Raw genomic sequence first — 26,268 nt, 5'->3', positions numbered from 1 at the left:
TCCTTTAAGTCGTGGTCGCCTTGGCGGCGTGGTGATGTTGTTGTGCTTGATGCGGTGTGACCGGTGCGAAGCGGCGCAGGTCGAAGGTCTCGATCGGTGTCGGCGTATGGCCATCGACGACGAGTTCCGCCAGGACCTCGCCGGCCGCGGGGCCGATCTCGAAGCCCGCCCCCGAGAAGCCGAACCCATGGAACAGCCCCGGCGTACCTGGGCTCGCGCAAAGCACGGGCTGCCGGTCGGGCAGGTAACCCTCGATGCCGCTCCATGTGCGAATGATCTGTGCATGATCGAGCCGCGGCACCAGCGCGGCAAGGCTGCGCATCTGGCGAAACAGCGCGGCGGTCGTCGACCGGATCGCATCGACACCCGCTTCGTCCGGCTCCACGCGACCGCCGCCGAACACGACGTTGCCGCGCGCGACCTGCCGGCAATAGATGTCCCCGCCCTCGATGCCGAGGCTCAGCGGCAGAAAATAGGGCATCGGTTCCGTCACCGCCATCGCGGGATGTCCCTGCGTAAGCGGCACGACGTCGCCGAAGCGCGCGGCCAGCGGCGCGGCCCATGCGCCCGCGCAGTTGAGCAGGTAGGCGGCATGCACGGTCAGGCCCGATGCGGTCCGCGCATGGAAGCCCGCCGTCGTGCGGCCGGCATCGACCCCGACATCGATCCCAACATCGATCCCAACATCGATTACCTCTTCGCGCTCACGGATCACCGCACCCGCCGCGCGCGCCGCGCGGGCGAACGCCGGCGCCACGAGTCGCGGATTGGCCTGCCCGTCCTCGGGGCTCAGCGAGGCGCCGGCCAGCCCTTCGCCGACCCACGGAAAGCGTCGTCGCAGCTGTGCGCCGCCGATGAGTTCCAGGTCGAGACCATAGGCCGCGGCACCATCGCGATACCGTTCCAGCTTGCCGAAGTCCTCGGCGGTGCGCGCGAACTTCAGATGGCCGCTGCGCACGTACTCGCCATCGGTCCCGAGCAATGCCGGCAGATCCTGCCAGATGCGATGCGCGCGCTGCGCGAGCGGCAGCTGCCCGAACGCACGGCCCTGGCGCCGCACGCCACCGAAATTGATGCCGCTCGACCGCGCGCCGCACAGATCGCGCTCGAGCAGGACCACGGACATGCCGCGCCGCCGCAGCGCAATGGCCGCGGAGGTTCCGACGATGCCGCCGCCGATGATCAGCACATCGGTCTTCAGCACATCGGCATTCGACAGACTGCGCTCAGCCATGGGACACCTCCGCCTGCGCACCCTGTGCCATCTCGTCCGCCGCGAACGCGGAGATCGGCACGGGCTTCACGGGCGCCTGTCCGCGCAACCGGCCGATACGGTCGATGGGCTTGCCGCAGGCATGCGCGACGATCTCCGCACCCGCTGCGCCGCACATGCGGCCCTGGCAGCGGCCCATGCCGAGCCGGCACAACGCCTTGACGCGATTCATCTCGTCCGCGCCGAGCGTGGCGACGGTCTCGCGGATATCGCCCGCGGTCACGGCCTCGCAACGGCAGACCAGCGTGTCGTCGGTCACCTGCTCCGCCCAGTCGCGCGGAAACGGAAACGCATGCTCGATGCCCGTGCGGAATGTTTCGATGCGCGCAAGCTCGGCATCGAGCGCCGCCAGCCGTGCGTCGTCGCGATACACGCCGCGCGTTGCCAGCAGCCGCAATGCCGCACGCTCGCCGGCACGCTCGGCGCCATCGGCACCGAGGATGCGCGCGCCATCGCCGGCCACATAGACGCCGGCCACGCTGGTCACGCCACGATCCTGTTCCACGAGGTGCGCGCGCTGCTGCGCGTCGAACACGAAGCGGCAGCCGAGCAGATCGGCAAGCTGATGCTCGGGACGCAGGCCATAGCCGAATCCCAGCGCATCGCAGGCGATCGTGCGGACATCGCCGGTGCCGCGCGGCTGCCATCGCACGGCCTGCACCTGCGTATCGCCGTCCACGCCCACGAGCCGCGCGCCCTGATGGATGGGCACGCCATGCGCACGCAGCCACGCCACGTAATACAGCCCCTTGGCCAGCACCGCGGGCAGACGCGTCATCGCGGGCACCGCGCGCAGTTGCTCGCCCGGCGTCGCATAGTCGAGCACCGCGCGCACGCGCGCGCCGGCCTTGCGGTATTGATAGGCCACGAGGTAAAGCAGCGGCCCGCTACCCGCGAACACCACGTCGCTGCCGATCGCGCAGCCCTGGAACTTGAGCGCGATCTGCGCGCCGCCGAGCGCATAGACGCCAGGCGTGGTCCAGCCGGGAACCGGCAGGATGCGGTCGGTCGCGCCCGTCGCGAGGATGATGTCCTGCCATGCCACCTGCGTATAGCGGTTGGCGCTGGCGCTCCATAGATCGAGATGCCGCGCGCCCGCGTTCCATACAAGCTGGCCGGGCAGGTAATCGACATGCGGCAGCAGGTCCTCGAACGTATCGTGGATGGCGCGCGCGCGGCCGGCCTCGAAGCCGTAGAGCTGCGTGGCAGGCCGCTCGAAACCCGGCGGCTGCTGGCGGTAGATCTGGCCGCCCCAGCGTGGCGCCTCGTCGATGACCAGCGGCCGCACGCCATGGCGGACCAGCGTCTGTGCTGCGCGTACGCCGGCCGGGCCCGCGCCGACGATGACCGTGGCGGGAGTCGTGGCGGTGGCTGTCCGTCGGCTCATGCGGCCTCCGCGGCAGCGTTCGGGGTGGCCGCGCCGGCGGACGCCGGCATCGTTACCAGCCGCATGCCGGCCTGCAGCATCGTGGTGCAGGCGCGCACGCGTTCGCCGCGCGCGGTCCAGACGATGCAGTCGTGGCAGGCGCCCATCATGCAGAAGCCCGCGCGTGGCGTGGCCGTGAATTCGTTGTCGCGCAGCCGATGGCGCTGGGTCAGGATCGCCGTCAGCACGGTATCGCCGGCCAGCGCCTCGCAGCGCTCCCCATCGAGTTCGAACACGAGCACCGAGCGCTGCAGTTCCTGCAGCCTTTGCAGTTGTCCAGTCATCACGAGCGCCCCACGAGGATGCGGTCGAGGCCGTACACGCGGTCGATCATCAGCATGGCCGCGGCAGTGATCGCGATCATCAGCGCCGACACGGCCGCCATCATCGGATCGACGGACTCGGTGGCGTACATATACATGCGCACCGGCAGCGTCACCGTGGACGGGGACGTGACAAACACCGACATCGTCACTTCGTCGAAGCTGTTGATGAACGCGAGCATCCAGCCACCTGTGACGCCGGGCAAGATCATCGGCAGCGTAATGCGCCGGAAGACGGTGGCGCGGCTCGCGCCCAGCGACACGGCGGCCTGCTCGGCACTGGCGTCGAAGCCGGCAAGCGCGGACACGACCTGCCGCATCACGTACGGTGTGATGACCATCGCGTGGGCCAGCAGCAGCCAGCCGAGGCTGCCCGCACCGCCGACCAGCGAGAACATGCGCATCAGCGCCACACCGAGCACGAGGTGGGGAATCAGCAGCGGCGACAGCAGCAGCGCGTTGATCGCATTGCGGCCGGGAAACGCGTATCGCGTGATGGCGATGCCGGCGGGCACGGCGATCAGGCAACACAGCGTGGCGCTGCACGCGGCCAGGCCCAGGCTGATCCAGAACGAGTGGAGGAACTCGTCGTGCTCGAACAGCGTGTGGAACCAGCGCAGCGAGAACGACGTGGTGGGCAGCGTCAGCGTTTCCTCGGGCGTGAACGCCACGAGGCAGACGACGACGAGGGGCGCCAGCGTGAAGGTCACGACAAGCGCGTTGAAGATCAGGGCGAGCGGTCCGTTCTTGTTCATCGCGTTCTCCCCCTTATCCCAGACGCCTGCGATAGCGCTGTTCGAGCAAGCGGTTGTAGCTGAGCATGATCAACAGGTTGGCGAGCAGCAGCACGATGGCCAGCGCCGCGCCGAGCGGCCAGTTCAGGGTGTTGAGGTATTCGTCGTAGACGAGTGTGGCGACCATCTTGAGACGGCGGCCGCCGAGCAGGCCGGGAATGGCGAACGAGCTCGCGCTCAGGCCGAACACGATCAGGCTGCCGGACAGGATGCCGGGCGTCATCTGCGGCAGCACGATGCGGCGCAGCGTCGTGAAGAACGAAGCGTTGAGCGAGAGCGCGGCATCGGCGGCGCTGGGATCGATCTTCTGCAGCGTGGTCCACACGGGAATGATCATGAACGGCAGCATCACGTGCACGAGGCCGATGATGATGGCGGTGTTCGTATAGAGCAGCTTCACTTCCTCGAAGCCCAGCGCCTGCAGGAACTGGTTCACGAGCCCGCCGTTGCCCAGCAGGATGCTCCACCCGAACGCACGCACGACGACCGATACCAGCAGCGGGGCGAGCACCACGACCAGCAGGATCGAGCGCCATGGATTGCGCATGCGGCTCAGGATATAGGCCTCCGGCACGCCGATCGCCACGCTGAGCACGGTGACCACGAGCGCGACCCAGAACGTGCGCCACAGAATCGCGTAGTAATACGGGTCCGTGACGATGGCCACGAAGTTCGACATCGTCACGCCATCGACCATCGTGCCGAGGGTATGGTCGAACACGCCGAAGGCCAGCACGGCCGTGAGTACGAGCGGCGTGACCAGCATCACGAGGAACAGGACCACGCCCGGCGCCGTCATCAGCCACGGCGTCACGTGCCCCGGGCCCGGTGCATCGGGTGCGCCGGACTGGCCCGGCGCGGTGGTATCGGCAGCGGGAACGGTCGTGCTCATCCCGCCACCGCCATGGCCGTGTCAGCCGTTGCCGCGGACGACGCCGGCAACACGCGTACGCTGGCGTCGTCCCAGGCCACGCCGGCGGTCGCCCCATCGGCCACCGCCGCGGCGCCGTCGTTGTTCGACATCGCCACGAGTTCGCCAATCGGCGTTTCCAGCCGGTAGAGCCAATGGCTGCCAAGGAAGAACCGCTCGGTCACCCGGCCATCGACACGGCCCGCACCGGCCGGCGTCAGGCGGATTTTCTCCGGACGGAGACTGAACAAGATGGCCGTGCCCGCCGCCTGTGTCACGGCGGGCGCGGCCAGCGGCAGCCCGGGGAGCGCGTCGAGCACGATGCCGCCGGCATCGGCGCTGACTCGTCCGGGGAGCAGATTGCTCTTGCCGACGAAAGACGAAACGAATGCATTGGAGGGCTGCTCGTAGAGCGCGTACGGCGCGTCCGCCTGCACGAGCATGCCCTGCTCCATCACCACCACGCGATCGCTGACGGAGAGCGCCTCGTGCTGGTCGTGCGTCACCATGATCGTGGTCGTGCCGACGGTCCGCTGGATGCGGCGCAGCTCGAACTGCATCTCTTCGCGCAGCTTGGCGTCGAGGTTGGACAGCGGCTCGTCGAGCAGCAGCACGGGGGGCTCGATCACGAGCGCGCGCGCCAGGGCCACACGCTGACGCTGACCGCCCGACAGTTCGCGCGGATAGCGCCCTTCGCGCCCCTCCAGATGCACGAGCGAGAGCACGCGCTTGACGCGCGCTTCCTGCTCGGCGCGCGACACCTTGCGCATCTCGAGGCCAAAGCGCACGTTCTCCGCCACGGTCATGTGGGGGAACAGCGCATAGCTCTGGAACACGATGCCGAGTCCCCGCGTGTTCGGCCGCGCATGCGTGATATCGCGGCCGGCCAGCGTGATGCGGCCCTGCGAGACGGGCGTGAACCCCGCGATCATCTGCAGGCAGGTCGTCTTGCCGCAGCCCGAGGGGCCGAGCAGCGAAACGAACTCGCCTTGTTCCACGGACAAGTTTATCGACTTGACGACCTGGAGGTCGCCATAGAACTTGTTCACATTGCTCAACGTAAGGAATGACATGGGGGCAGTTTCCTTCTGATCGTGTTCGTCTTCATTTGAGCAGGAAATATTCCCGTTTGCGTGGATAATTCGGGTGAACGTGATTTTTTTCTTTTTTATTTCATTGAACGAGATCGCCGTCTCTTTTCGGCACGATCGGATTTCATTCACAGGAACTCGCCACTTATGGAAGACCCTCAGGAAACAGGCGTCGGCGGCGCGGCCCGGATCATGGCGGTGATGCGCGTGCTCGCCATGCACCAGGCCAGCGCATCGCGCGTCAAGGATGTGGCGGAACAGGCAGGGCTGACCCAGGCGACCGCGCACCGTGTGCTGCAATCGCTGGTCAGGGAGGGGATGGTCGAGCAGGATGCGCGCACCAAGCGCTACCGGCTTGGCATCGAATTCTTCGTGCTGGCGGCGCAGGCCGGCAACGTCAACGGCTTGCGGCAGTTATGCCGTCCGGTGCTGCTGCGTCTTGGTGCGCGGCTCAACGACGCGATCTTCCTGCTGGTGCGCAGCGGCTTCGACGCCATCTGCCTGGACCGCAATGAAGGGCCCTACGCCATCCGCACGTTCACGGGCGGCGTCGGCGGCCGCGTGCCGCTCGGCGTGGGCCAGGCCGCCATGGCGATTCTGGCGTTCCTGCCCGAGGCCGAACGCGAGGCGGTGCTGCAATTCAATCTGCCGAGACTGCGCGAATACGGCGTGCACGACGAGGTGTCGCTGCGCAGCGAGGTGGAACTGATCCGCGAAAGCGGCTATGCGGCGCGGCGCACCGGCCTGCTCGAGGGCATGGCCGGCGTCGCGGTGCCGATTCTCGACCGGGAAGGACGCGCGGTGGCGGCGCTCGGCGTCGGCACGCTGATCGAGCGCCTGAGCGCGGACCGGCTGCCCATCGTCGTCGACCTCATGAAGCGCGAGGCCGCCACGGTGACGCAGCAGATCAACCCGTTCGACCCCACGCTGTGGAATCCGGCCGCCGAGCTGGCCAATCGATGATCGCAGCCTGATCACACGCTGATCAACGATCGCAGGTCGCGGATATTGCCCACCTGCTCGAGGCGGTTCACGCGCGCGATCAGTTTCTCCGCCTTGTCCCTGCCGAGCACGGGCGCGATCAGGTCCCGCACCTTGGCATTGACGGCCGCGGTATCGAGCGGGTTCTCCTTCGTGCCCGGCGGGAACCTGGTGAAGTGGCTGACCTTGCTGCCGTCCGCCAGCGTCACCTCGACCACGGCACCACGCGGCGCGGCCGGATCCATCAGCGACTGGGTGCCCTCGATCGTGACCTTGTCGCGCTCCGCCACGATGCGCGGATCCTTCATCAGCGCCACGTCGTGGCTGTCGTTGAACGACACCGCGCCCTTGACCAGCGCCACCGCGACGAGGTGGCGGCAATTGACGTCGGGCATCGCGCTGTCGCCGACGATTCCCACCGCGTCGGTCGGCAGCTTCACCACGATGCCGCGCACCTTGTCGGGTGTCAGGCCATGCTGCCTGCGCAGCGTCAGCAGCGCGTCCAGCGGCGACTGGATCGGATAGCCGACCGAGAACGTCTTGATGGCGGTCTCGGTGACATAGAAGCGCGAGCCGAGGCCCTCGACCATTGCCTCGGGCTTCGGTGCCGAAGACAGCGCGATAAACAGGTTGTGCGTGCCGTCGAGCACGTCGGGCACGCCAGTGAGCCCCGCCTGCACCATCGACACGGCGGTGACGCCATTGCGCGCGCCCATGCCCGCGAAGTCGAAGGCTTTCTCGATATGGTCCTTGTCCTTGACCCAGCTCCACAGCCCCGACACCTGCTGCGCCGAATAGGAGATGGCGTAGCGCATGCCGGTCTCGTCGAGGCGCGCGAGCGACGCGGCCGCGCCGAGCGCGCCGAACGTCGAGGACGTGCCCTCGGCGCTGCGGTGCGATCCGCGCACGAGATCGGGGCCCAGCGCCATCAGCAGCCGGCAGCACAGGTCGTAACCGAGCGCGACCGCGCGGATCATCTCGGTACCGCTGCGCCCTTCGAGCTCGCCCATGGCGAAGGCGGCGGGCACCACGCTGCTGCCCGGGTGGGCCTTGGTCACGGGCTCGAAATCGTCGGTCTCGTCCGCGTGCGCGCACATTGCGTTGGCGAGCGCGGCATTGACGGCCGTGGTACGGAACGAACTCGCCACCACGGAAGCCTGGGCGGTGCCGCCGAGCGACCGCACATACTTGAGGGCCATTTCGCCGGGACGCATGCGCGCGCCCGATACCATCGCGCCGATCGTGTCGAGAATGCGGTGCTTGGTGGCGGTCTGCACGTCGTCCGGCAGGGCAGTGTCGCGCGCGGCGACCATATAGCGCGCGAGCCTTGCCGTGACGTCCGTTTGCGTCGCCTTCCGTCCGCCCTCTTCCGTGGCCTTCTCGGCAACGTCGGCCGCGTGCAGCGGGCTGGCGGCCAGCGCGGCCAGCGCGCCGCCCGCCTGTAGCACGAGACGACGATTCGGGTTGTGATGCTGCGCCATGCGGTGTCTCCCATGTTGGCATTGTTATCCGCGCATGGTCGCAGGCACGGCTTCGCATGGGAATTGCAAATTTGCGTGCCATTGATGCATGGCATGCATCAGTGCTGCTGGGCAACTAGGCCATGGCACGCCGCTCGTCTTCATCCAGTACCGGGCCGTCGAGCGTCACGCGCGAATGATCGGTGCGAAATTTCTGGATGATCGGCTTCAGTTCCTCCTTCACGTATTCCTCGCTGTAGCCGTTGAACAGATGACCGATGAGGCCGCGGCGCAGGTCCGACGTCCCCATGATGTAGTCGGCGATCGGAAACGACAGGTTCATGTTGTACTTCATCATGATGCCCATGTTGTGGTGCGCGATATGGTGCCGGCGAATCGTGTTGACGAACGGCATGTTGCGCACGAACCAGTTGTCGTGCACATGGCAGCAGTAATGGAACGTCTCGTAGATCAGGTACTGCGCGACCATCGTGATAAACACGAAGTAGCCCGCGTTGGCGTTGAACAGTACCGAGGCCAGGTAGCCGAGCCCGCAGCCGCCCACGCCGAGCGTGACCAGCACGCGCCACGGAAAGAACACGATGCGGAATTCGCGCGTGGTATCGATCGTCGGTTCCTGATCGGTGAAGTACTGGTGATGCTGCCGCGTGTGGCGTTCGTAGATCGCGCGCAGCGCGAACACGTCGATGCGGCGGTGCATGACATACAGGTGCAGAAACCACTCGACGAAATTGCCGGCAAGAAAGACGGGCAATATCAGCATCCATTCCCACGTCACGCCGTGCAGCTGGCCGATCGAGAAATACAGCGCGGCGGCGCCCACGCCGTAGATCACGATCACATGCAGCAGTCCGTTGTAGGCGGGATGGATATCGGCCTTGTATTGCGCCCGGAACTGGCGCTGGCGTTCGGTCATCATCACGATTCTCCAGAGAGGCCAACTAACATATTAGTTGGATATAAAAACGGTTGAGCGGTAAAAAAGCCCCTGCGCGACAGGGGCGGTCAGATAGGGATGGAAGCGCTAGCTGGACACCTCCTCCAGCGCCTTGCCGCGCGTTTCCACACCGAGCGCCAGCACCACGACCGCGGCCAGCGCGAACGACAGGGCTCCGAGCGTGAACACGCCGCCCTGCCCCGTTATCGGCAACAGCACGCCGACGAGGTACGGGCCCGCGAGCGAACCGATGCGGCCGACCGACGAGGCAAAGCCGGAACCCGTGGCCCGCGAGCGCGTCGGATACAGCTCGGGCGTATAGGCATACAGCACCGACCACATGCCGAACATGAAGAACTGCATGCACAGTCCCGCGGCAATCAGCTGTTCGACGGGGACCTTGTTCACGGCGGCCTGCCCGTAGGCGAATGCCGCCAATGCGCTGCCGAGCAGCATGAGCGCGGAGGTCGGCTTGCGCCCCCACTTCTCGAGCAGCCACGCGGAGAAGATAAAGCCCGGGATACCGGCAAGCGAGATATACACGGTGTAGAGCACCGACTTGGTCACCGCATAGCCCGCTTGTTGCAGCAGCGCGCCAAGCCATGTCGTCAGGCCGTAGTAGCCGAGCAGCGCGAGGAACCACACCGACCAGAGCATGACCGTGCGGCGCGCATAGGGCCCGCTCCACAGCTCCATGAAACGCGCCTTGCGGTTCGTGGCCGGCCTGGACGTGTAGCTCGCCGATACCGGCGGCAGCGGTGCGCCCGATGCGCGCTGCACGCGCTGCTCGATGCCCGCCATCACGGCGTCGGCCTCGCGCGTGCGGCCCACGTCCTCGAGCCAGCGCGGAGACTCCGGCACGATGCGGCGCACCACGAACACGAAGATCGCCGGCACCGACAGCGCAATGAAGATGCCACGCCAGCCGATGAGCGGCAACAGCGCGTAGGTGAGCACCCCTGCCGCGATAAAGCCGATGGGCCAGAACCCCTCGAGAATGGCGACATACTTGCCGCGGCTCTTCGCCGGAACGATCTCCGACACCATCGACAGTCCGATCGGGAACTCCATGCCCATGCCGAAGCCGAGCAGCACGCGATACAGCATCAGCATGGTGACGTCCTGCGCAAACCCGCACATCAGGCTGCCCACGCCCCAGAAAACCATGCTGACCTGGAACACGGGCTTGCGGCCGAAGCGATCGGCCAGCAGGCCCGCCACGGCGGCACCGAGGAACATGCCAAGAAAACTCGAACTGGCCAGCAGGCCGGTCTGTGTGGCCGTGAGCCCGAACTCGGCCTTGATGGAGCCGAGCACGAACGTCATGAGCCCAAGGTCCATCGAATCGAAGAACCACGCGGTGGCGATGATGCCGAACAGCGAACGCTGATAGCGCGTCATCGGCAATCGCTCCAGCCGCGCCGCGATGCTCGTCTCAAGCCTGAGGGCGCCTACGGACATGTCCATGGTTGTCTCCTGTTTGCAGGTGTCGCGCGCTCTGTGTCCGGCGCGCTTGTCTTGGAAAGCGGTATGCCGCTAGGCCACGCGGCGTTGCATCGGGGCGTCGTCGAAAGCGAGCGTGCCATCCCAGGCGTTGCGCACGATGCGCGCATACCGCGCGGCCACGTCGGGCACCGGAAAAGCCTTGGCGAGACGCGTCACGGCCAGCGCATCGCGCGTCAGCGTGTCGAGGTCGTCTTCACGGATGCCGCACGCTTCCAGCGTCACCGGCACGCCGAGCGCGTGGATGAGGTCTCGCAGCACCACGGGCAGCCGCGCCACGGCGGTATCCGCATCGGTATCGGCGATATCGAACAGCCGGGCGATGGTCAGCAGTTCGTCGCGCCGCACGTCGCGCAGCGCATCGAGGACATAGGGCAGCATCACCGCATTGGTGGTGCCATGCGACAGATGCGTCAGGCCGGCCACGGCATAGGCGATGCCGTGTACCGCATTGAGTCCCGCGCTGCCGTACGACAGTGCGGCATAGAGACTGGCGTGGCTCATGCCGACACGCGCTTCGCGCATCGCCGCAACGTCGTGGTCGGCAAGGCTGCGGCGCAGATGCCGGGCACACAGGCGGATGGACTCGTGCGCGAACAGCATCGTCATCGGGTTACGGCCGCTGTAGCCGGGGTCCGGATCGTCTCGGAGATCGAACCGCGCGGCATCCATCGTCACATACGATTCGATCGCATGCGTCAGCGCATCGATCCCTGCGTCGGCCGTCACGCGCGGCGGACACGTGAACGTGAACTCGGGATCGATCAGCGCGACGGCCGGGCGCAGGCGGTTGTCCATCACCGCGACCTTGGTGGCATTGTCTGGGTCGACGAGGATCGCGCCGGGCGTGGCTTCCGATCCCGTGCCCGCGGTCGTCGGCATCGCGACGAGCGGCAGGACCGGTGTCGCGCTGTCGATGCGGCCGATAAACGACCGTATCGGGGCGCCGCCGGGCAGGGTCAGGCAGAGCGCCTTCGCCAGATCGATGTTGCTGCCGCCGCCCATCGCGATGACGTGGTCGATCGCCGCGACATCGGCATCGGCGCGCAATGCCGCCGTCGCGGCGTCGCACAGGGTGGTGGTGGGATCCGGGGCGCCACCGTCGTAGACGGTCAGCGTCACGCCATGCGCGTGCCCGGCGGCCACGAGTTCCCGCACCCATGGCGTGGAAGACGTGAAGAATGTGTCGGTCACCACCAGGCCGCGCCGGTAACCGAGCCGATACAGCAACGCGGGTAACCGCTCCCGCGCGCCCGTGCCCATGATCAGCCGCGCCGGGGCGCAGAAATGAACCAGATCCTCCCCTCCCATACCGTCTCCTGTGGTGCAATCCAACCGATACACTTTTCGTGTACATCTAATATATTACTGACATGCTAGCAGAAAACATCCGGGATGCAAGGACCGGATAGAATGGTCGGCCTGTGCCCGCCCACAATCGCTCATGACCGCAAGAACCGCCTCACGCGCCGCGTCCCGCCCCGACAAGGCGGCGGCAACTCCGGAACCCGAAGAACCCGCGGGTCAGCGCGGCAAGCTGACCGACCAGGCATACGAACAGATCGAGGAAGCGATCGTCACCCTGCGGCTGGCGCCGGGCAGTTCGGTGTCCGAGTTGCAGTTGAGCGAGATGACGGGAATTGGCCGCACGCCGATCCGCGAGGCCATCCAGCGCCTGGCGCGCGAGCATCTGATCATGGTGTTGCCGCAGCGCGGCCTGCTGATCGCGCCGATGGACGTGGCGCGTCAACTGCGGCTGCTGGAGACGCGGCGCGAGGTGGAGCGCCTCATCTGCCGCAGCGCGGCCAAGCGCGCGACCGCCGAGCAGCGCGAGCATTTCCGGCGACTGGCTGAAGAGTTCGAGGTGTCGTCACGCAACGGCGATGACATTACGTTCGTGCGCGCCGATCGCGAATTCAACGAGCAATGCCTGATTGCCGCGCGCAACGAGTTTGCCGAGGGCGCCATGCGCCTGATGCACGGACTCTCGCGGCGCTTCTGGTATCTGCATTACAAGGAAGCCGCGGACCTGCCGGCGATGTCGAAGCTCCACGCGGCGGTGGCCTCGGCGATCGCGCGCGGCGACGTGGAGGCCGCGGGCCAGGCCCTCGATGCGCTGCTCGACAATATCGAGGCGTTCACGCGCGCGACGGTGCTGGGCGACTACCGGTAAGCACGCGAAGCGCTAACGCGTGATGGTCGGCGCGCCCAGGCCATCCATGGCGTCCATGCCATCCGTACCCGACCCCGGAATCAGCGTGGCACGACCGCGATCATCGACCTCGACCTCCAGACCGGAGAGCGGAAACGGGATGCTGCCCGGATGCGTGGCCACGCGCGATAGCTCGTCGGTCCACTGCAGGCACCGGATGCTGTTCCGCCCCGCCTTCTTGGCATCGTAGAGCAGCGCGTCGGCCGCCGCGATCAGCGTGGCCTCCGACACTGTGCGCCGGACCGTGGCGAAATTGACCGACAGGACACCGATGCTCATCGTCGCCGCGATCTGCTTGCCGGAAACGTCGGGAATCGGGTTTTGCTCGACGGCCAGGCGCAGGCGCTCCGCCACGCGCATCGCGCGCTCGAGGTCGGTCTGCGGCAGTACCAGCAGGAATTCCTCGCCGCCATAGCGCACCACGCTGTCCAGTTCCCCGCGCGTCATCGCCTGCAGTGTGCCCGCCACGTGCTGGAGCACCGCGTCGCCGCTCTGGTGACCGTAGCTGTCGTTGATGCGCTTGAAATGATCGATGTCGCAGACCATCAGCGTGATCCACTGCCGGCCCTTGCGCGCGCGCATCATTTCCGAAGGCAGCAGCGTCGCGTGCAGATGGCGGCGGTTGAAGCAGCCGGAAAGATGGTCGCGAATCGACAGGTGCTTGAGTTCCATCAGCACGCGATACTCGTCGCGCCAGAGCTGCTGATAGCGGCGCGCCGCGACGATGCCGAAGCTGTTCACGAGCAACAGCAGCATGGACATCGTGACGTCGTCGGAAGGCTTGAGTTCGCCGCGCGTGAGCGCGATGGCAATGAACGCCAGCGTGGCCGCGAAAGCGATGGCGATCGAGGTGATCAGCCGGTTAGGGATAAATACGTAGACGACCACCAGCATGATGCACAGCGACATCGCATGCCATGGCAACTCGCCCGCGCGGAACCAGACCACGAGCATGAATACCGCCATGCCGACGATCTCGGCCGCGCTCGCGGCCAGCCGATGCGGCGCGATCGTGTGGATCTCGTCCCGCACGAGATAGAGGCCGACGCCCGCGGTGAACGCCACCAGCAGACGGCCGACCAGGAGCACCAGCGCATGGGTGCCGTAGCCGAGCGCGGCGAAATCCGTGAGGGAGAACGCGACGTAGAACAGCGAGCAGAACACGAGCGTCAGCCGCAGGGACGCACGGGTGTGATCCAGATGATGGCGCTGGAAATCCCGCTCGGTGTCGGGATCGACGAACTCCACGCGCACAGGATCGATCGAGAAATCGGTGTGGACAGCGGCTTTCAATGTCGGGGACGCGGATACCAGAAGGGTGCAATGTAGTACAAACTGACTGGCGCCGGGGCGCCTTCTGCACATGTAACCTGATATTTGCCGCCAGACCGGCGCACGTCTCGCCCGGCGCTTCATCGGCTGGCTTGTCGGGGTAACGCGCATGCATTTCGCGTCAATTCCCGGGGATTCTGCCTCCGTCAAATGCCCGAAAATCTTTGTCCGATTATCTCGAATCTGATCGAGATGGCATTTTTGATATTAAAGCCGTAATCGCTCCATCAGCACAGGACCAGCTCCGTCGCTGTGGCCAGCGGGGTATGGTTGGGACATATCTGCCCTGCCCGCATCAGTTTCAGGATTCTCCACCATCCGATTACCTCGATCTCCCTCGGCTCGCCCGGGTCATAGAGTTCCGCGTAGGACTCCTGATGCGTAATGGGCGATCGGATGATGCGGAGGCGGTAGCCACCCTTCAACCGCCGCACGATGCGAATCTGTTTTGCAGACAATCCCATAAATGCCTCGCGACCAATGCATACGCTCCACCGTGGATTTACGGGGGGAGTTTGCAAATGTCGTGCCGCGAGGAAAACCCGTGCTCCGCGCGCGCGCGGGCATGCACCAGAATGCGGCGTGTTAATGCCGCAAAGGCGCGCCCACGCCCATTCCGGCCTTTTTGGACTGCTTAAGTCGTTTCACAATCGCACGGTTATTGAGTGCGGTGAGAAAGTGTGGCAGTAAGTGAACAGTCACTAATACGCGGTCGCCACGTAAGACCTACCAACGCTTGCAGCGATGACATGTCCGTGACTAGACGAATCGCCCCTCGCTCAACGCAAACACATGCGACTGAGCACAGCGCAGCGGACGGTCCTTGAGGTCCTCCCCTGCCTGCACAGGCCATGCCACGCGCGCCCCGCATGACGGGCACGCCGTTTCGAAATGGGTCGGGGGACCGTCCCGGCTGGCAGAGCGCAGGCGGACTTCGGAGAGAAAGAGGTCGAACAGCGGCGCCTTGCGCTGCGCATCGGGCAACGCGCGCAGCCGGGCACCCAGCGGCGCGAAGGCCGCCAGCGTGTCCGGCGCGACGCCGGCGTCGGCGAAGTGACGCAGATCGCCCAGGTCGCCGAGCGTGGCATCGTCGGGCAGCAGGCTGCAGAACACGAGAAGGGCCGCGCCTTGTGCGGGATCGAGGTGCGCCTCCAGCGCGGACCCTACGCTATGGCCAAGCCTGTCCTGCAACGCCGAGGTCTGCGGGTTCCTGCTGATCGATAGCATGGCCTTCTCGCTGGGTAGCACAACCAGCGACAGGATGCCCATCCGCACACGCGTATGTCGACCCCGCGCGGGGAGGGAAATCATTGTTAATCCACAGTTAAAGATGGCTTAACTTTCGCGGCGATCCAGTGCCCTTGTCTCCCGACAGAATGCGTTCACGCGTTGAACAGGAGACAACCGATGAAGACCTACAAGATCGCTACCATTCCCGGCGATGGCATTGGCAAGGAAGTCGTGCCCGCGGGCCGTGAAGTCATGGAAGCGCTGGTGGCGGCCGGGGCCGACTTCCGGTTCGAGTTCGAGGACTTCGACTGGGGCGGCGATTATTACCGCAAGCACGGCGCGATGATGCCCGCCGACGGCCTCGGTGCGCTGCGCGGCAAGGACGCGATTCTGTTCGGCTCCGCCGGCGACAACCAGATTCCCGACCACATCACGCTGTGGGGCCTGCGCCTGAAGATCTGCCAGGGCTTCGACCAGTACGCCAACGTGCGCCCGACGCGCATCCTGCCCGGCATCGACGGCCCCCTCAAGCGCTGCGCGCCGGAAGACCTGAACTGGGTCATCGTGCGCGAGAACTCGGAAGGCGAATACTCGGGTGTGGGCGGCCGCGTGCATCAGGGCCACCCCATCGAGGCGGCGACCGATGTCTCGATGATGACGCGCGTGGGCGTCGAGCGCATCCTCCGCTTTGCGTTCCGCCTCGCCCAATCGCGGCCGCGCAAGCTGCTGACGGTCATCACCAAGTCCAACGCGCAGCGCCACGCCATGGTGATGTGGGATGAGGTGGCCGTGCACGTGGCGAAGGAATTCCCGGACGTGACGTGGGACAAGGAACTCGTCGATGCCGCCACCGCGCGCATGGTCAACCGTCCGAAGTCGCTCGACACCATCGTCGCCACCAACCTGCACGCCGACATCCTCAGCGACCTCGCGGCCGCGCTGGCCGGCAGCCTCGGCATCGCGCCGACGGGCAACATCGATCCCGAGCGCCGCTATCCGTCGATGTTCGAGCCGATCCATGGTTCCGCGTTCGACATCATGGGCAAGGGCCTCGCCAATCCGGTCGGCACGTTCTGGTCCGTGGTCATGCTGCTGGAACACCTCGGCGAACAGGCCGCCGCGCAACGCCTGATGGCCGCCATCGAGTCGGTCACCGCAAACCCCGCGCTGCATACCGGTGATCTCGGCGGCAAGGCCACCACGGTGCAGGTCACGCGCGCCGTGTGCGACTACCTGAAGCGGGCGGCAGTCGCCAAGGCCGCCTGACGCGGATTCTCCGCGGTACCGCGTAGTACCCGCATCCGGACCATCGGGTGCGGTGGGCCCGCATCCGCCCGATGCCACATCTCCTGCTGCGCATCGCTCAGGTGCAGTAACGCCTGCGGCGACACCATAACGATATCGGAGACAAATCATGCGTACTCTCACGACCCGGCGCGTCCTGCGTGCTTTGCTGGTCACGCTTGCCTTTGGCGTGGCCGCCACCGCCATCGCGCAGGACAAGGACTGGCCCGCGAAACCGATCAACCTGATCGTGCCGTTCCCCTCGGGCGGCACGACCGACGTACTCGCGCGCGCGCTCGGCGACCAGCTCTCGAAGAGCCTCGGCCAGCCCGTGATCGTCGAGAACCGTCCCGGCGCGGGGGCCACCGTCGGTGCCGACTACGTGGCCAAGGCGAAGCCCGACGGCTACACGCTGCTGATGGGCGCGGTCCACCATACGATCGCGACCAGCGTGTACCGCAAGCTGCCATACAGCTTCCAGAAGGACCTCGCCCCCGTCACGCCCATCGCGATGGTGCCGAACGTGCTCGTGGTGAATCCCGCGAAGACGCCCGCGAATAACGTGGCCGAGTTCGTGGCGCTGGCGAAGAAGGCATCGCCCGAGTTCTCGTACGGTTCCAACGGCAACGGCACGGCGCAGCACCTCATCGGCACGCAGTTCCAGGCCGCCACGGGCACGACGCTGCTGCACGTGCCGTACAAGGGCAGCGGCCCGCTGACGACCGACCTGCTCGGCGGTCAGGTCACGATGTCCTTCGATACGCTGACCACGGTGCTGCCGCACGTGAAGGCCGGCAAGCTCAAGGCACTCGCGGTGACGACGGCCAAACGCTCGAGCGCGCTGCCCGATGTGCCGACGATGGAAGAGGTGGGACTGAAGGGTTTCGACATCGGCACATGGTTCGGTGTGCTCGCGCCGGCCGGCACCCCGAAGCCACTCGTGACGCGCCTGAACGCGGAGATCGTCAGGATCGTGAACTCGCCCGAGTTCCAGCAACGCATGCATGCCGCCGGTGCCGAACCGCTCTCCAGCACGCCCGAAGCGTTTGCGAAGCGCATCGACGACGAGACGCTCAAGTTCGCCGGCCTCGTCAAGGAAGGCAAGATCACGATCGAGTAACCGCCCGCGGTCCGCGGGCGCTCAGATGTTGTAGCCGCCCGCGACCTCGATCGATTGTGCGTTGATCCAGCCGCCGTCCGCGGACAGCAGGTTCGCGATCACGCGCGCGACCTCGTCGGGCTCGCCCACACGGCCCAGCGCGGTCTGCGAGGCGAGCAGGGCTTCGAAGTCCGGCGTCAGTCCGCCGCCCAGTTCGGTACGGATCGCGCCCGGCGAGACCGCATTCACGCGAATGCGCCGCTCGCCGAATTCCTTCGCCATATAGCGGGTCAGGACTTCGAGACCGCCCTTGAATGCCGCGTAAGGGGCCACGCCGGCCGTGGCCACGCGCGTGGTGGCGCTGGTCACGTTGACGATGCTCGCGCCATCGGCCAGCAGCGGCAGCAGCGCCTGCGTCAGGAAGAACGGCCCCTTCAGATGCACGCCCATCAGGCCATCGAACTCCGCTTCGGTGACGGTTTCGATCGGGTTGTAGCGCCCATACCCCGCATTGTTGACGAGACCCGCGAGCGTGGACGCGTCCCACGACTGCCGCAGCGCCTCGCGCACCTGCTCGCGAAACGCCGCGAAGGTCGACACGTCGCCGACATCGAGCGCCAGCGCAGCCGCTTCACCGCCCGCCGCGCGAACTTGCTCGACCACCGACTGGGCCGCCTCGGGATGGTGGCGGTAGGTCACGACGACGCCCATGCCCTGCCGCGCGCAGCGCAGGGCAGTGCTGGCGCCGATGCCGCGGCTGCCTCCGGTGATGACGACGACGTTGTTCATATCTGGCTCCAGACAGGGATGTTGAGGAGCCACAACGATAGGGGCGGCACGCGCGCCGGACGTGCCCGATCTTGCCGAGATCCTGCCTATTCCTGCCAGACCCGCGCATTCGGCCTGCCGAACCCTTGCGGCGGACCGCAACCTGCGGTCTGATAGCAGCCATGGAATCCGCACTGCAGGAACTCAGAAGACTGGCCGCCAGGGCCGAGAATCGCCGGACGGAAACGGGCATTCCGCGCGTGGCGATGGTGCAGGGCGCCATTCCGGCGCATCGGCTCGCGGCCGTGTACGACCCCATGGTCAACCTGATCCTGCAAGGCAGCAAGACCATGACCATCGGCGACCGCACGCTACGCTACGACCCCGCGACCTATTTCGTGATGTCCATCGGGTTGCCGGCGATCGGTACCGTTCACCCCGCCCCTGCCGGCGAGCCGTATCTGGCGGTGAGTCTGACGATCGAGCCGCGCATCCTCGCGCCGTTGCTCGCCGATTTGGTGACGGGCAGCGCCTCCCCGGCGCGGCACGAGGCAGGCTTCTCCGTCGCGGCCATGTCGCCGGAACTGATGGATGCATGGGTAAGGATGCTGCGGCTGATGGACCGGCCCGACGATATTGCGGCCCTCGCGCCCGCTTACGAGCGGGAGATCCTGTATCGGGTGCTGCAGGGACCGAGCGGATGGATGCTGCGCGATATCGCGGCACCCGACAGCGCGATGGCGCGTGTGAACCAGGCCATCGAATGGATCCGGCGCGACTACGCCATGCCGTTGCGGGTAGAGGCATTGGCCGAGCGCGCGGCGATGAGCGCGTCCGCGTTCCATCGGCACTTCAAGGCCGTGACGACGCTGAGTCCGCTTCAGTACCAGAAGAAGATTCGCCTGCTGCAGGCACGTACGCTGCTGGTGGCGGGCACCGGCAATGTCACGACCGTCGCGCTCTCGGTCGGTTACGAAAGCGCGACGCAATTCAGCCGCGAATATGCGCGCGAGTTCGGCCTGCCCCCCACGCGCGACGCGGCGCGCATCGTCGAGGCGATGCGCTGACGCGTGCGATGCGGTCAGCCGTTGCCGACCACGCGGATCTCGAGCGCGGGCGCGCCCTCGGCGACAGCCAGCAGCCGATCGACGTTCGGGTGCGCGCCGGGACGGTTACGCGCATCCACCGTATGCTCGCCAAACACCGCCAGGCCGTGCTGGGCCGCCGCGGCATCGAGCTTGCCGAACGACTCGCGCAGATAGTTATAGACCGCGACCGAGCCCTTCTTGCCCGGCACATTGTCGATGGTGGCGACCACCGTGCCGGCCGCGTCCACGAGCTCGATGCGCGCGATGGCGTCAATGGCGGGCATCTGGGCGAGGTTGTCCTTGAATTCGCTGGTCGGTTCGATCACTGAAAGCACTCCGTAAGGATGAATGGGAAACGGGCGTCATTGTATTCCGCGCGCAACGCTGGCCCATATATGAACGGGCTTCAACAGACTATCCACGGTCAGGGGCTTAATCGCGTGCCGGTAAACGCCGTAAGATCACAGATTCCCCCCGATGTGTCGCCCCCTCCCTCTCCGCGCAATGCAGCCCTGCCCGCCAACACCGACCGCCACACCCGTCGCACCCGCCCCACCCTCCGCCGCCGCACCCGTCACGCCTGTCGCGCCTGTCACAGCCAGCAATCCGCTGCGCCTGATGCTGATTCTCAGCGCGCTGATGTCGTTCGCGTCCATTTCCACCGACATGTACCTGCCCGCGCTGCCCGCCATCGCACGCGAGCTGCATGCAAGCGCGGCCAGCATCGAACTCACGCTGTCGGCGTTCCTGATCGGCTTTACGGCCGGGCAACTGCTGTGGGGCCCGATCGCCGACCGGCGCGGCCGCCGCCTGCCGATCGTCGCGGGCCTCGTGCTCTTCGTGATCGGATCGGCCGGCTGCGCGCTGTCCGACACGGTGTGGCAGATGATGGGCTGGCGCGTCGTGCAGGCACTCGGTGCCAGCGTGGGCCCGGTGCTCGCGCGCGCCATGGTGCGCGACCTCTATGCGCGGGAAGACGGGGCGCGCATGCTGTCCACGCTGATCCTGATCATGGGCATCGCGCCGCTGGCGGGGCCGCTGCTCGGCGGGCAGATCCTCTCGTTCTGGAACTGGCAGGGCATCTTCTGGACGCTCGTGATCGTCGGCCTGCTGACCATCGGCGCGCTGCGCTTCCTGCCCGAGACGCTGCCGCCGGCGCGCCGCGTGACCACGCCGCTGCGCTACGTGCTGAAGGACTATGTCGCGCTGGCGCAGGATGCGCGGCTGATCGGCTACGGGCTGTCGGGCGGCTTCTATTACGCGGGCGCCTATGCGTTCGTCATCGGCACGCCATTCGCGTATATCGAGTACTACCACGTGTCGCCGCAGATGTACGGCTTGCTGTTCGGCTTCAACGTGCTCGGCATGATGGCGGCGAACTTCCTCAACGCGCGGCTGCTGCGCGCCATCGGCAGCGCGCGGCTGTTCCATCTCGGGACATGGATGCTCGCGCTATCGGGCATCGTGCTCGCGCTCGACGCGCGCTTCGGCTGGGGCGGGCTGCCCGGTCTCGTGCTGCCGCTGTTCTTCTATATGTCGATGAACGGCTTTATCGTCGCCAACTCCGTCGCGGGCGCGCTGGCCGCGTTCCCGCACAAGGCCGGTTCGGCCTCGTCGCTGCTGGGCGCGATGCACTACGGCAGCGGCATCCTGAGCGCGGCGCTCGTAGGCTGGTGCGCCGACGGCACGCCGTGGACGATGGCCTGGATCATGGGCGTCTCCGGCGTGGGCAGCCTCGTCACGTCCATCGTCTCCACGCGCATCCATACACGCCGTGCCTTGAAGGCCTCCTGATTTTTATTCAATTATTTTGAATAACTATGACAGCGATAGCCGACTTTCTCCGGGAAGGCGACCGCTATAGTTCAACCCATGGACAGCGCAGCACAGCTAGCACTGCCCAACAACAACCTCAAACTTATTGAATTACCTTTTCCGGAGAGAAACCATGTCGAACGCCAAGCTGCAAGTCCTGACCCCGCGCAACAGCCAGCTGATCTTCATCGACCATCAGCCCCAGATGGCCTTCGGCGTGCAGTCGATGGACCGCCAGACCATGAAGAACAATGTCGTGGGCCTGGCCAAGGCAGCAAAGATCTTCGACGTGCCGACCACCATCACCACGGTCGAGTCCGATTCGTTCTCCGGCTACACGTATCCCGAACTGCTCGACGTGTTCCCCGGCAAGGAAACGCTGGAGCGCACCTCGATGAACTCGTGGGACGACCAGAAGGTGCGTGACGCGCTGGCCGCCAACGGCCGCAGGAAGATCGTCGTGGCCGGTCTGTGGACCGAAGTCTGCAACACCACGTTCGCGCTGAGCGCGATGCTCGAAGGCGATTACGAGATCTACATGGTGGCCGACGCCTCGGGCGGCACGACCAAGGAAGCGCACGACTACGCGATGCAGCGCATGATCCAGGCCGGCGTGGTGCCTGTGACGTGGCAGCAGGTGCTGCTCGAGTGGCAGCGCGACTGGAAGAACAAGGAAACGTACGACGCCGTGACGGGCCTGGCCAAGGAACACTCGGGCGCCTACGGCATGGGCATCGACTACGCCTACACGATGGTCCACAAGGCCGCCCAGCGCACGCAGACCCCGCACGCATCGATCGCACCGGTCCACGCGCCGGTGACCGAATACTGATCGCGGCGCATCGGCCGACACCGACCCACCACCAGCGGCCGCATAACGTCATGCGGCCGCTTCGCATGCGCACATGACAATACGTTCGTTCCCGTCGGGTATGGATTCTGGCGACTATTGCCAGTCCCATCCCATCTTCGACAGGAACGACCCATGGCCCACCTGACTCCCTGGCTCCGCCGGATCACCACCGCCCTTGGCGCAAGCGCGCTGCTCGCGAGCATCGCCTTCATCGCGCCGGCCCACGCAGCCGACCAGACCGTTCGCGTCGGCTTCCAGAAGGCCGGCCTGCTCGCCGTGCTCAAGGCACAGGGATCGCTCGAGAAAAAACTGGCACCGCTCGGCTACAAGGTCGAGTGGAAGGAATTCCCCGCCGGTCCGCAATTGCTCGAAGCCCTGAACGCCAACGGTATCGACTTCGGCTATACGGGTGCGCCGCCCGCCGTGTTCGCGCAGGCCGCCAAAACGGACTTCGTCTACGTAGGCGCTGAGCCCGGCGGCAAGAGCAACGAAGCGCTGTTCGTGCTCGAGAGCTCGCCGTTCCGTACGGTCGGCGATCTCAAGGGGAAGCGCATCGCCCTGCAGAAAGGCTCGAGCTCCAACTACCTGCTCGTGCAGCTGCTGAAGAAGAACGGCCTGTCGTTCGCCGATATCCAGCCGATCTACCTGCCGCCGGCCGACGCGCGCGCCGCCTTCGAGAGCGGCAAGGTCGATGCCTGGGTCGTGTGGGACCCGTACTACGCGCTGGCGCAGCAATCGCTGAAGGTCCGCACCGTTGCCGACTATGAAGGCGTGCCGTCGCCCTTCAACTTCTACGAGGCCACGCGCCGGTTTGCGGAAGGCCATCCGAAAGCGGTCAACGCGATTCTCGAGCAGCTGCGCACGTCGGGGCTGTGGGTGACGAAGCATCCGACGGAGACCGCCAGTATCCTCGCGCCGTCGCTCGGCCTGTCCGTGCCGATCGTCGAGACGTGGCTCAAGCGCGTGCCGTACGGCGTCACGCCGGTCACCGCCGAAGTGGCGGCGACCCAGCAGCGCGTGGCGGACCTGTTCCACGAGCAGAAGCTGATTCCGACGCCCGTGGTCGTGAGCCAGAACGTGTGGCAGGCGAACTTCTCGCTCGCGGCGAAGGACTGACGCGCGCCGAAGCATATATCCATATCCTGATTCCTTCGTTCCAGCGGCACGGCGCCGGTCATATGCTTGCAGGTCATGTGTCGCTGACAGGAAGGTTTCATGAACGCCCCGCTGCAAATCGATTCGCTCGACTCGCTCTATCCGCTGCAAACCGCGCTCGACGCCCTGCCGGCGCTGGCGCGGCAGATCGGCACCGATGCCGCCGCGCGTGAAGCGCGCCGCGTGCTCCCGTACGAAGGCTTTGCGCTGTTCCGCAAGTCCGGCCTCGGCGCGCTGCGTCTGCCCGTGGCATGGGGCGGACTCGGCGGCACGCTCGTCGATCTGTTCGATGCCATCACGACGATTGCCGCGGAAGAGTCGAACGTCGCGCATGCGCTGCGCATCCACTACGACCAGACCGAAGTGCTGCGGCTCTCGCCGCGCTCGGCTTTCCATGACGTGCAGATCCGGCGCATCGTGGACGGCGCGATCTTCGGCGGCGCCTCCACCGAACGCACCACATCGCGCCCCGGTGAAATCAAGACGGCATTGCGCCGCGACGGCGATCGCTATCTGCTCTCGGGCCGCAAGTACTACGCCACCGGCACCGCCTTCTCGGACTACGCGCGCATCAACGTGCTCGGCGCCGATGGGGAGCCCGTGCTGATCGTGATCCCCGTCAACCGGCCCGGTTTCAGCATCGTCGATGACTGGGACGGCATGGGCCAGCGCATGACGGCCAGCGGCAGCCTGCTGTTCGACAACGTGGAAGTCCTGCCCGACGAGGTGGCACCACGCGACAGCACCACGCTGGTCGGCCGCCATTGCGGCGCGCTGCGTCAGCTGCATCTGGTTGCCGTGGCGGCCGGCATCGTGCGGAATGCGTGGCACGATGCGCGCACCTATGTGCTCGAGCATGGACGTCCCGCACTGCACAGCCCCGCGCCGAGCGCGCGCGAGGACCACTTTATCCAGGGCGTGATCGGCGACCTTGCCGCGCACAGCCATGCGATCGACAGCCTCGTGCGCGAGAACGCGCGCGCGCTCGACCGCTCGGCCGACGCGCTCGCCAATGGTGCCGCGAATGCGGAAGAACTCGTGCTGGCGGGCGCGCTCGCCACCGCGCAGACGCAACTGGTGGTCAGCAAGCTCGCGCTGCATGCGGGCGAGCGCATGTTCGAAGCAGGCGGCGCGTCCTTCACGGCGCGCGCGCACAACTTCGATCGCCACTGGCGCAACCTGCGTACGATCTTCAGCCACAACCCGCTGCTGCACAAGGCGCGCGTCGTCGGGGCCTATCACCTCAACGGCGAAACCACGCACCTGACCGAAGGCCGCGTGTTCTGACGCGCGCGCTCGTCTCAACACGGAACGCATCCCCGCGGAACACACCCCACGGAACACACCCCACGGAACACACTCATGTCCCAGGCCGCGCCACGGCGCCAGCTTCACCTGAACCTCAACGCCCTGCACTCGGGATTCGTGCCCTCGGCATGGCGCGTGCCCGATGCCGACCCGCGCGCGTTCCTCGATATCCAGCATTACATCCGCCTCGCGCGGATTGCCGAGGCGGGCAAGTTCGACGCGATATTCCTCGCCGATAACGCATCGATCGCGGACCAGATCGACTTTCGCCCGATCACCGCGCTGGAGCCCACCGTGCTGCTCGCCTGCGTGGCCGGGGCGACGACGCATATCGGCCTCGTCGCCACGCTGTCCACGAGCTACAACGAGCCGTACAACGTCGCGCGCCGCTTTGCCACGCTCGATATCGTGAGCAATGGCCGTGCGGGCTGGAACGTCGTGACCACGGCCGATGCCGGCTCCGCGCGCAACTTCGGACGCCTGGCACCACCCGATCACGCGCAGCGTTACGCGCGCGCCGACGAATTCACGCGTGTGGTCAAGGCGTTATGGGATAGCTGGGAGGACGATGCCTTCATCGGCGACAAGTCCTCCGGGCGCTTCGTCGATACCGCGAAGCTACAGCCCATCGCGCATCACGGCCCGTTCTTCGATGTGCACGGCCCGCTCAACCAGCCGCGCCCGCCGCAGGGACATCCGGTCCTGTTCCAGGCCGGCGGATCGTCCGACGGCCGCGAGCTCGCCGCGCTGCATGCGGAGGCCGTGTTCTCGGCGGCGCAGTCGTTCGAGGAAGCCCACGCCTATCGCGCCGAGATCAACCAGCGCGCCGAAGTGCTTGGCCGTGGACCCAACGCGGTCAAGGTGCTGCCCGGCCTGACCACGATCATCGGCGCGACGGAAGCGGAAGCGATCGCGCGCCGCAATGCGCTGGTCGATCTGATTCCGTGGTCCTACAGCCTGAACCGCCTGGCCGGCACGCTCGGCATCTCCGCGGACCGCCTGTCGCTGGACCAGCCGCTGCCCGCGGACCTCGTCCTGCCCGCGAACGGCAACCATACGTTCTTCCGCGCAACCGTGGCGTTCGCGCAGCAACGCGGCCTGACCGTGCGCGCGCTCATCCGCGAACTCGCGGGCGGTGGCGGCCATCGCGTGATCGTGGGCACGCCGGAGCAGATCGCGGACGATATCGAACACTGGTTCCTCAACGGCGCGGCCGACGGCTTCAACCTGATGCCCGACGTGCTGCCCGATGGCGTGCAGGCCTTTGTCGATGGCGTGGTGCCCATTCTTCAGCGGCGCGGCCTGTTCCGCACCGAGTACGAAGGCCGCACGCTGCGCGACCATCTGGGGCTGGCGCGTCCCGTGGGTCGCGCTTCCGGACGCAAGGCCGCATGAGGGCCGCTTA

The 26,268-nt window shown here is 66.4% G+C and carries 24 protein-coding genes; 10 read left to right on the top strand and 14 right to left on the bottom strand.

Annotated elements, in window-relative coordinates:
* Positions 1-4: 4 nt before the first annotated feature.
* Genes AAHB16_RS16115 through AAHB16_RS16090 form a run of 6 tightly spaced genes read right to left on the bottom strand, consistent with a single transcriptional unit; the run spans position 5 to position 5,799 of the window.
* Positions 5-1,234 (bottom strand): NAD(P)/FAD-dependent oxidoreductase, encoded by a 1,230-nt coding sequence (locus tag AAHB16_RS16115; RefSeq protein ID WP_342051445.1) that lies wholly within the window; start codon positions 1,232-1,234, stop codon positions 5-7.
* Positions 1,227-2,660 (bottom strand): FAD/NAD(P)-dependent oxidoreductase, encoded by a 1,434-nt coding sequence (locus AAHB16_RS16110; RefSeq protein ID WP_342051444.1) that lies wholly within the window; start codon positions 2,658-2,660, stop codon positions 1,227-1,229. The genes AAHB16_RS16115 and AAHB16_RS16110 overlap by 8 nt, the downstream gene beginning before the upstream one ends.
* Positions 2,657-2,983, bottom strand: coding sequence for a (2Fe-2S)-binding protein (locus tag AAHB16_RS16105; RefSeq protein WP_150375428.1), 327 nt, complete (start codon positions 2,981-2,983; stop codon positions 2,657-2,659). Before AAHB16_RS16105 ends, AAHB16_RS16110 begins: the two co-directional genes overlap by 4 nt.
* Positions 2,983-3,777 (bottom strand): ABC transporter permease, encoded by a 795-nt coding sequence (locus AAHB16_RS16100; RefSeq protein ID WP_150375430.1) that lies wholly within the window; start codon positions 3,775-3,777, stop codon positions 2,983-2,985. The genes AAHB16_RS16105 and AAHB16_RS16100 overlap by 1 nt, the downstream gene beginning before the upstream one ends.
* 13 nt (positions 3,778-3,790) lie before the next feature.
* Positions 3,791-4,708: an ABC transporter permease gene (locus tag AAHB16_RS16095; protein ID WP_191002268.1), complete on the bottom strand. Its 918-nt coding sequence runs from the start codon at positions 4,706-4,708 to the stop codon at positions 3,791-3,793.
* Positions 4,705-5,799 carry an ABC transporter ATP-binding protein gene (locus AAHB16_RS16090; protein WP_342051443.1) on the bottom strand — a complete coding sequence of 365 codons (1,095 nt, stop codon included), beginning with the start codon at positions 5,797-5,799 and terminating at the stop codon, positions 4,705-4,707. The genes AAHB16_RS16095 and AAHB16_RS16090 overlap by 4 nt, the downstream gene beginning before the upstream one ends.
* A gap of 165 nt (positions 5,800-5,964) precedes the next feature.
* On the opposite strand from AAHB16_RS16090, the gene AAHB16_RS16085 reads away from it, so the two are divergent.
* Positions 5,965-6,780: an IclR family transcriptional regulator gene (locus AAHB16_RS16085; protein ID WP_150375434.1), complete on the top strand. Its 816-nt coding sequence runs from the start codon at positions 5,965-5,967 to the stop codon at positions 6,778-6,780.
* An 11-nt stretch (positions 6,781-6,791) separates the two neighbouring features.
* Here the strand turns inward: AAHB16_RS16085 and AAHB16_RS16080 are convergent, their stop codons facing one another.
* From AAHB16_RS16080 to AAHB16_RS16065, 4 genes are all read right to left on the bottom strand, one after another.
* The gene (locus tag AAHB16_RS16080; RefSeq protein WP_150375436.1) at positions 6,792-8,279 is read right to left on the bottom strand and encodes an MmgE/PrpD family protein; all 1,488 of its coding nucleotides are present in this window, start codon (positions 8,277-8,279) and stop codon (positions 6,792-6,794) included.
* 115 nt (positions 8,280-8,394) lie between these two features.
* Positions 8,395-9,198, bottom strand: a complete 804-nt coding sequence (locus AAHB16_RS16075) for a fatty acid hydroxylase family protein (protein WP_342051442.1) — start codon at positions 9,196-9,198, stop codon at positions 8,395-8,397.
* Positions 9,199-9,303: 105 nt separating this feature from the next.
* The gene (locus AAHB16_RS16070; RefSeq protein ID WP_342051441.1) at positions 9,304-10,683 is read right to left on the bottom strand and encodes an MFS transporter; all 1,380 of its coding nucleotides are present in this window, start codon (positions 10,681-10,683) and stop codon (positions 9,304-9,306) included.
* 69 nt (positions 10,684-10,752) lie between these two features.
* Positions 10,753-12,030, bottom strand: a complete 1,278-nt coding sequence (locus AAHB16_RS16065) for an iron-containing alcohol dehydrogenase (protein WP_342051440.1) — start codon at positions 12,028-12,030, stop codon at positions 10,753-10,755.
* Positions 12,031-12,163: 133 nt separating this feature from the next.
* Here AAHB16_RS16065 and AAHB16_RS16060 point away from each other — a divergent pair, with 133 nt between their 5' ends.
* Positions 12,164-12,892, top strand: a complete 729-nt coding sequence (locus AAHB16_RS16060) for a GntR family transcriptional regulator (RefSeq protein ID WP_150375444.1) — start codon at positions 12,164-12,166, stop codon at positions 12,890-12,892.
* A gap of 12 nt (positions 12,893-12,904) precedes the next feature.
* On the opposite strand, the gene AAHB16_RS16055 is transcribed toward AAHB16_RS16060, so the two are convergent.
* On the bottom strand, positions 12,905-14,224 hold the full coding sequence (locus AAHB16_RS16055) for a GGDEF domain-containing protein (RefSeq protein WP_223851567.1): 1,320 nt from the start codon (positions 14,222-14,224) through the stop codon (positions 12,905-12,907).
* A 798-nt stretch (positions 14,225-15,022) separates the two neighbouring features.
* The gene (locus AAHB16_RS16050; protein ID WP_150375448.1) at positions 15,023-15,490 is read right to left on the bottom strand and encodes a hypothetical protein; all 468 of its coding nucleotides are present in this window, start codon (positions 15,488-15,490) and stop codon (positions 15,023-15,025) included.
* Between the two features lie 180 nt (positions 15,491-15,670).
* On the opposite strand from AAHB16_RS16050, the gene AAHB16_RS16045 reads away from it, so the two are divergent.
* Together AAHB16_RS16045 and AAHB16_RS16040 are read left to right on the top strand one after the other, a co-directional pair.
* Positions 15,671-16,759 carry a tartrate dehydrogenase gene (locus AAHB16_RS16045; protein WP_150375450.1) on the top strand — a complete coding sequence of 363 codons (1,089 nt, stop codon included), beginning with the start codon at positions 15,671-15,673 and terminating at the stop codon, positions 16,757-16,759.
* Positions 16,760-16,907: 148 nt separating this feature from the next.
* Complete coding sequence (locus tag AAHB16_RS16040; protein ID WP_150375452.1) at positions 16,908-17,897, top strand: Bug family tripartite tricarboxylate transporter substrate binding protein; 990 nt, start codon at positions 16,908-16,910, stop codon at positions 17,895-17,897.
* A 21-nt stretch (positions 17,898-17,918) separates the two neighbouring features.
* Here the strand turns inward: AAHB16_RS16040 and AAHB16_RS16035 are convergent, their stop codons facing one another.
* On the bottom strand, positions 17,919-18,665 hold the full coding sequence (locus AAHB16_RS16035) for an SDR family NAD(P)-dependent oxidoreductase (protein ID WP_342051439.1): 747 nt from the start codon (positions 18,663-18,665) through the stop codon (positions 17,919-17,921).
* Between the two features lie 161 nt (positions 18,666-18,826).
* Here AAHB16_RS16035 and AAHB16_RS16030 point away from each other — a divergent pair, with 161 nt between their 5' ends.
* A complete protein-coding gene (locus AAHB16_RS16030; protein WP_342051438.1) occupies positions 18,827-19,711 on the top strand; it encodes an AraC family transcriptional regulator in 885 nt (294 codons plus the stop codon).
* A 14-nt stretch (positions 19,712-19,725) separates the two neighbouring features.
* Here AAHB16_RS16030 and AAHB16_RS16025 read toward each other — a convergent pair whose 3' ends face one another.
* A complete protein-coding gene (locus AAHB16_RS16025) occupies positions 19,726-20,058 on the bottom strand; it encodes a DUF2322 family protein (protein WP_150375456.1) in 333 nt (110 codons plus the stop codon).
* 292 nt (positions 20,059-20,350) lie between these two features.
* Here AAHB16_RS16025 and AAHB16_RS16020 point away from each other — a divergent pair, with 292 nt between their 5' ends.
* The 5 genes from AAHB16_RS16020 to AAHB16_RS16000 all read left to right on the top strand — a co-directional run bounded on the left by AAHB16_RS16020 (position 20,351) and on the right by AAHB16_RS16000 (position 26,258).
* Positions 20,351-21,526 carry a Bcr/CflA family multidrug efflux MFS transporter gene (locus AAHB16_RS16020; RefSeq protein ID WP_223851568.1) on the top strand — a complete coding sequence of 392 codons (1,176 nt, stop codon included), beginning with the start codon at positions 20,351-20,353 and terminating at the stop codon, positions 21,524-21,526.
* Between the two features lie 154 nt (positions 21,527-21,680).
* A complete protein-coding gene (locus AAHB16_RS16015; RefSeq protein ID WP_150374063.1) occupies positions 21,681-22,379 on the top strand; it encodes a hydrolase in 699 nt (232 codons plus the stop codon).
* Positions 22,380-22,532: 153 nt separating this feature from the next.
* A complete protein-coding gene (locus AAHB16_RS16010; RefSeq protein WP_150375460.1) occupies positions 22,533-23,516 on the top strand; it encodes a sulfonate ABC transporter substrate-binding protein in 984 nt (327 codons plus the stop codon).
* Between the two features lie 99 nt (positions 23,517-23,615).
* Entirely contained in the window at positions 23,616-24,842 is a 1,227-nt protein-coding gene (locus AAHB16_RS16005; RefSeq protein WP_150375462.1) for an acyl-CoA dehydrogenase family protein, read from the top strand.
* Positions 24,843-24,917: 75 nt separating this feature from the next.
* Positions 24,918-26,258: an LLM class flavin-dependent oxidoreductase gene (locus AAHB16_RS16000; protein WP_150375464.1), complete on the top strand. Its 1,341-nt coding sequence runs from the start codon at positions 24,918-24,920 to the stop codon at positions 26,256-26,258.
* Positions 26,259-26,268: the final 10 nt, after the last annotated feature.

The sequence above is a fragment of the Cupriavidus sp. OTU4054 genome (assembly GCF_038440175.1).
Lineage (GTDB): Bacteria > Pseudomonadota > Gammaproteobacteria > Burkholderiales > Burkholderiaceae > Cupriavidus > Cupriavidus pauculus_D.
Note: the sequence above shows the minus strand (reverse complement) of the source record. Positions and strands in the feature narration are given on the sequence as shown.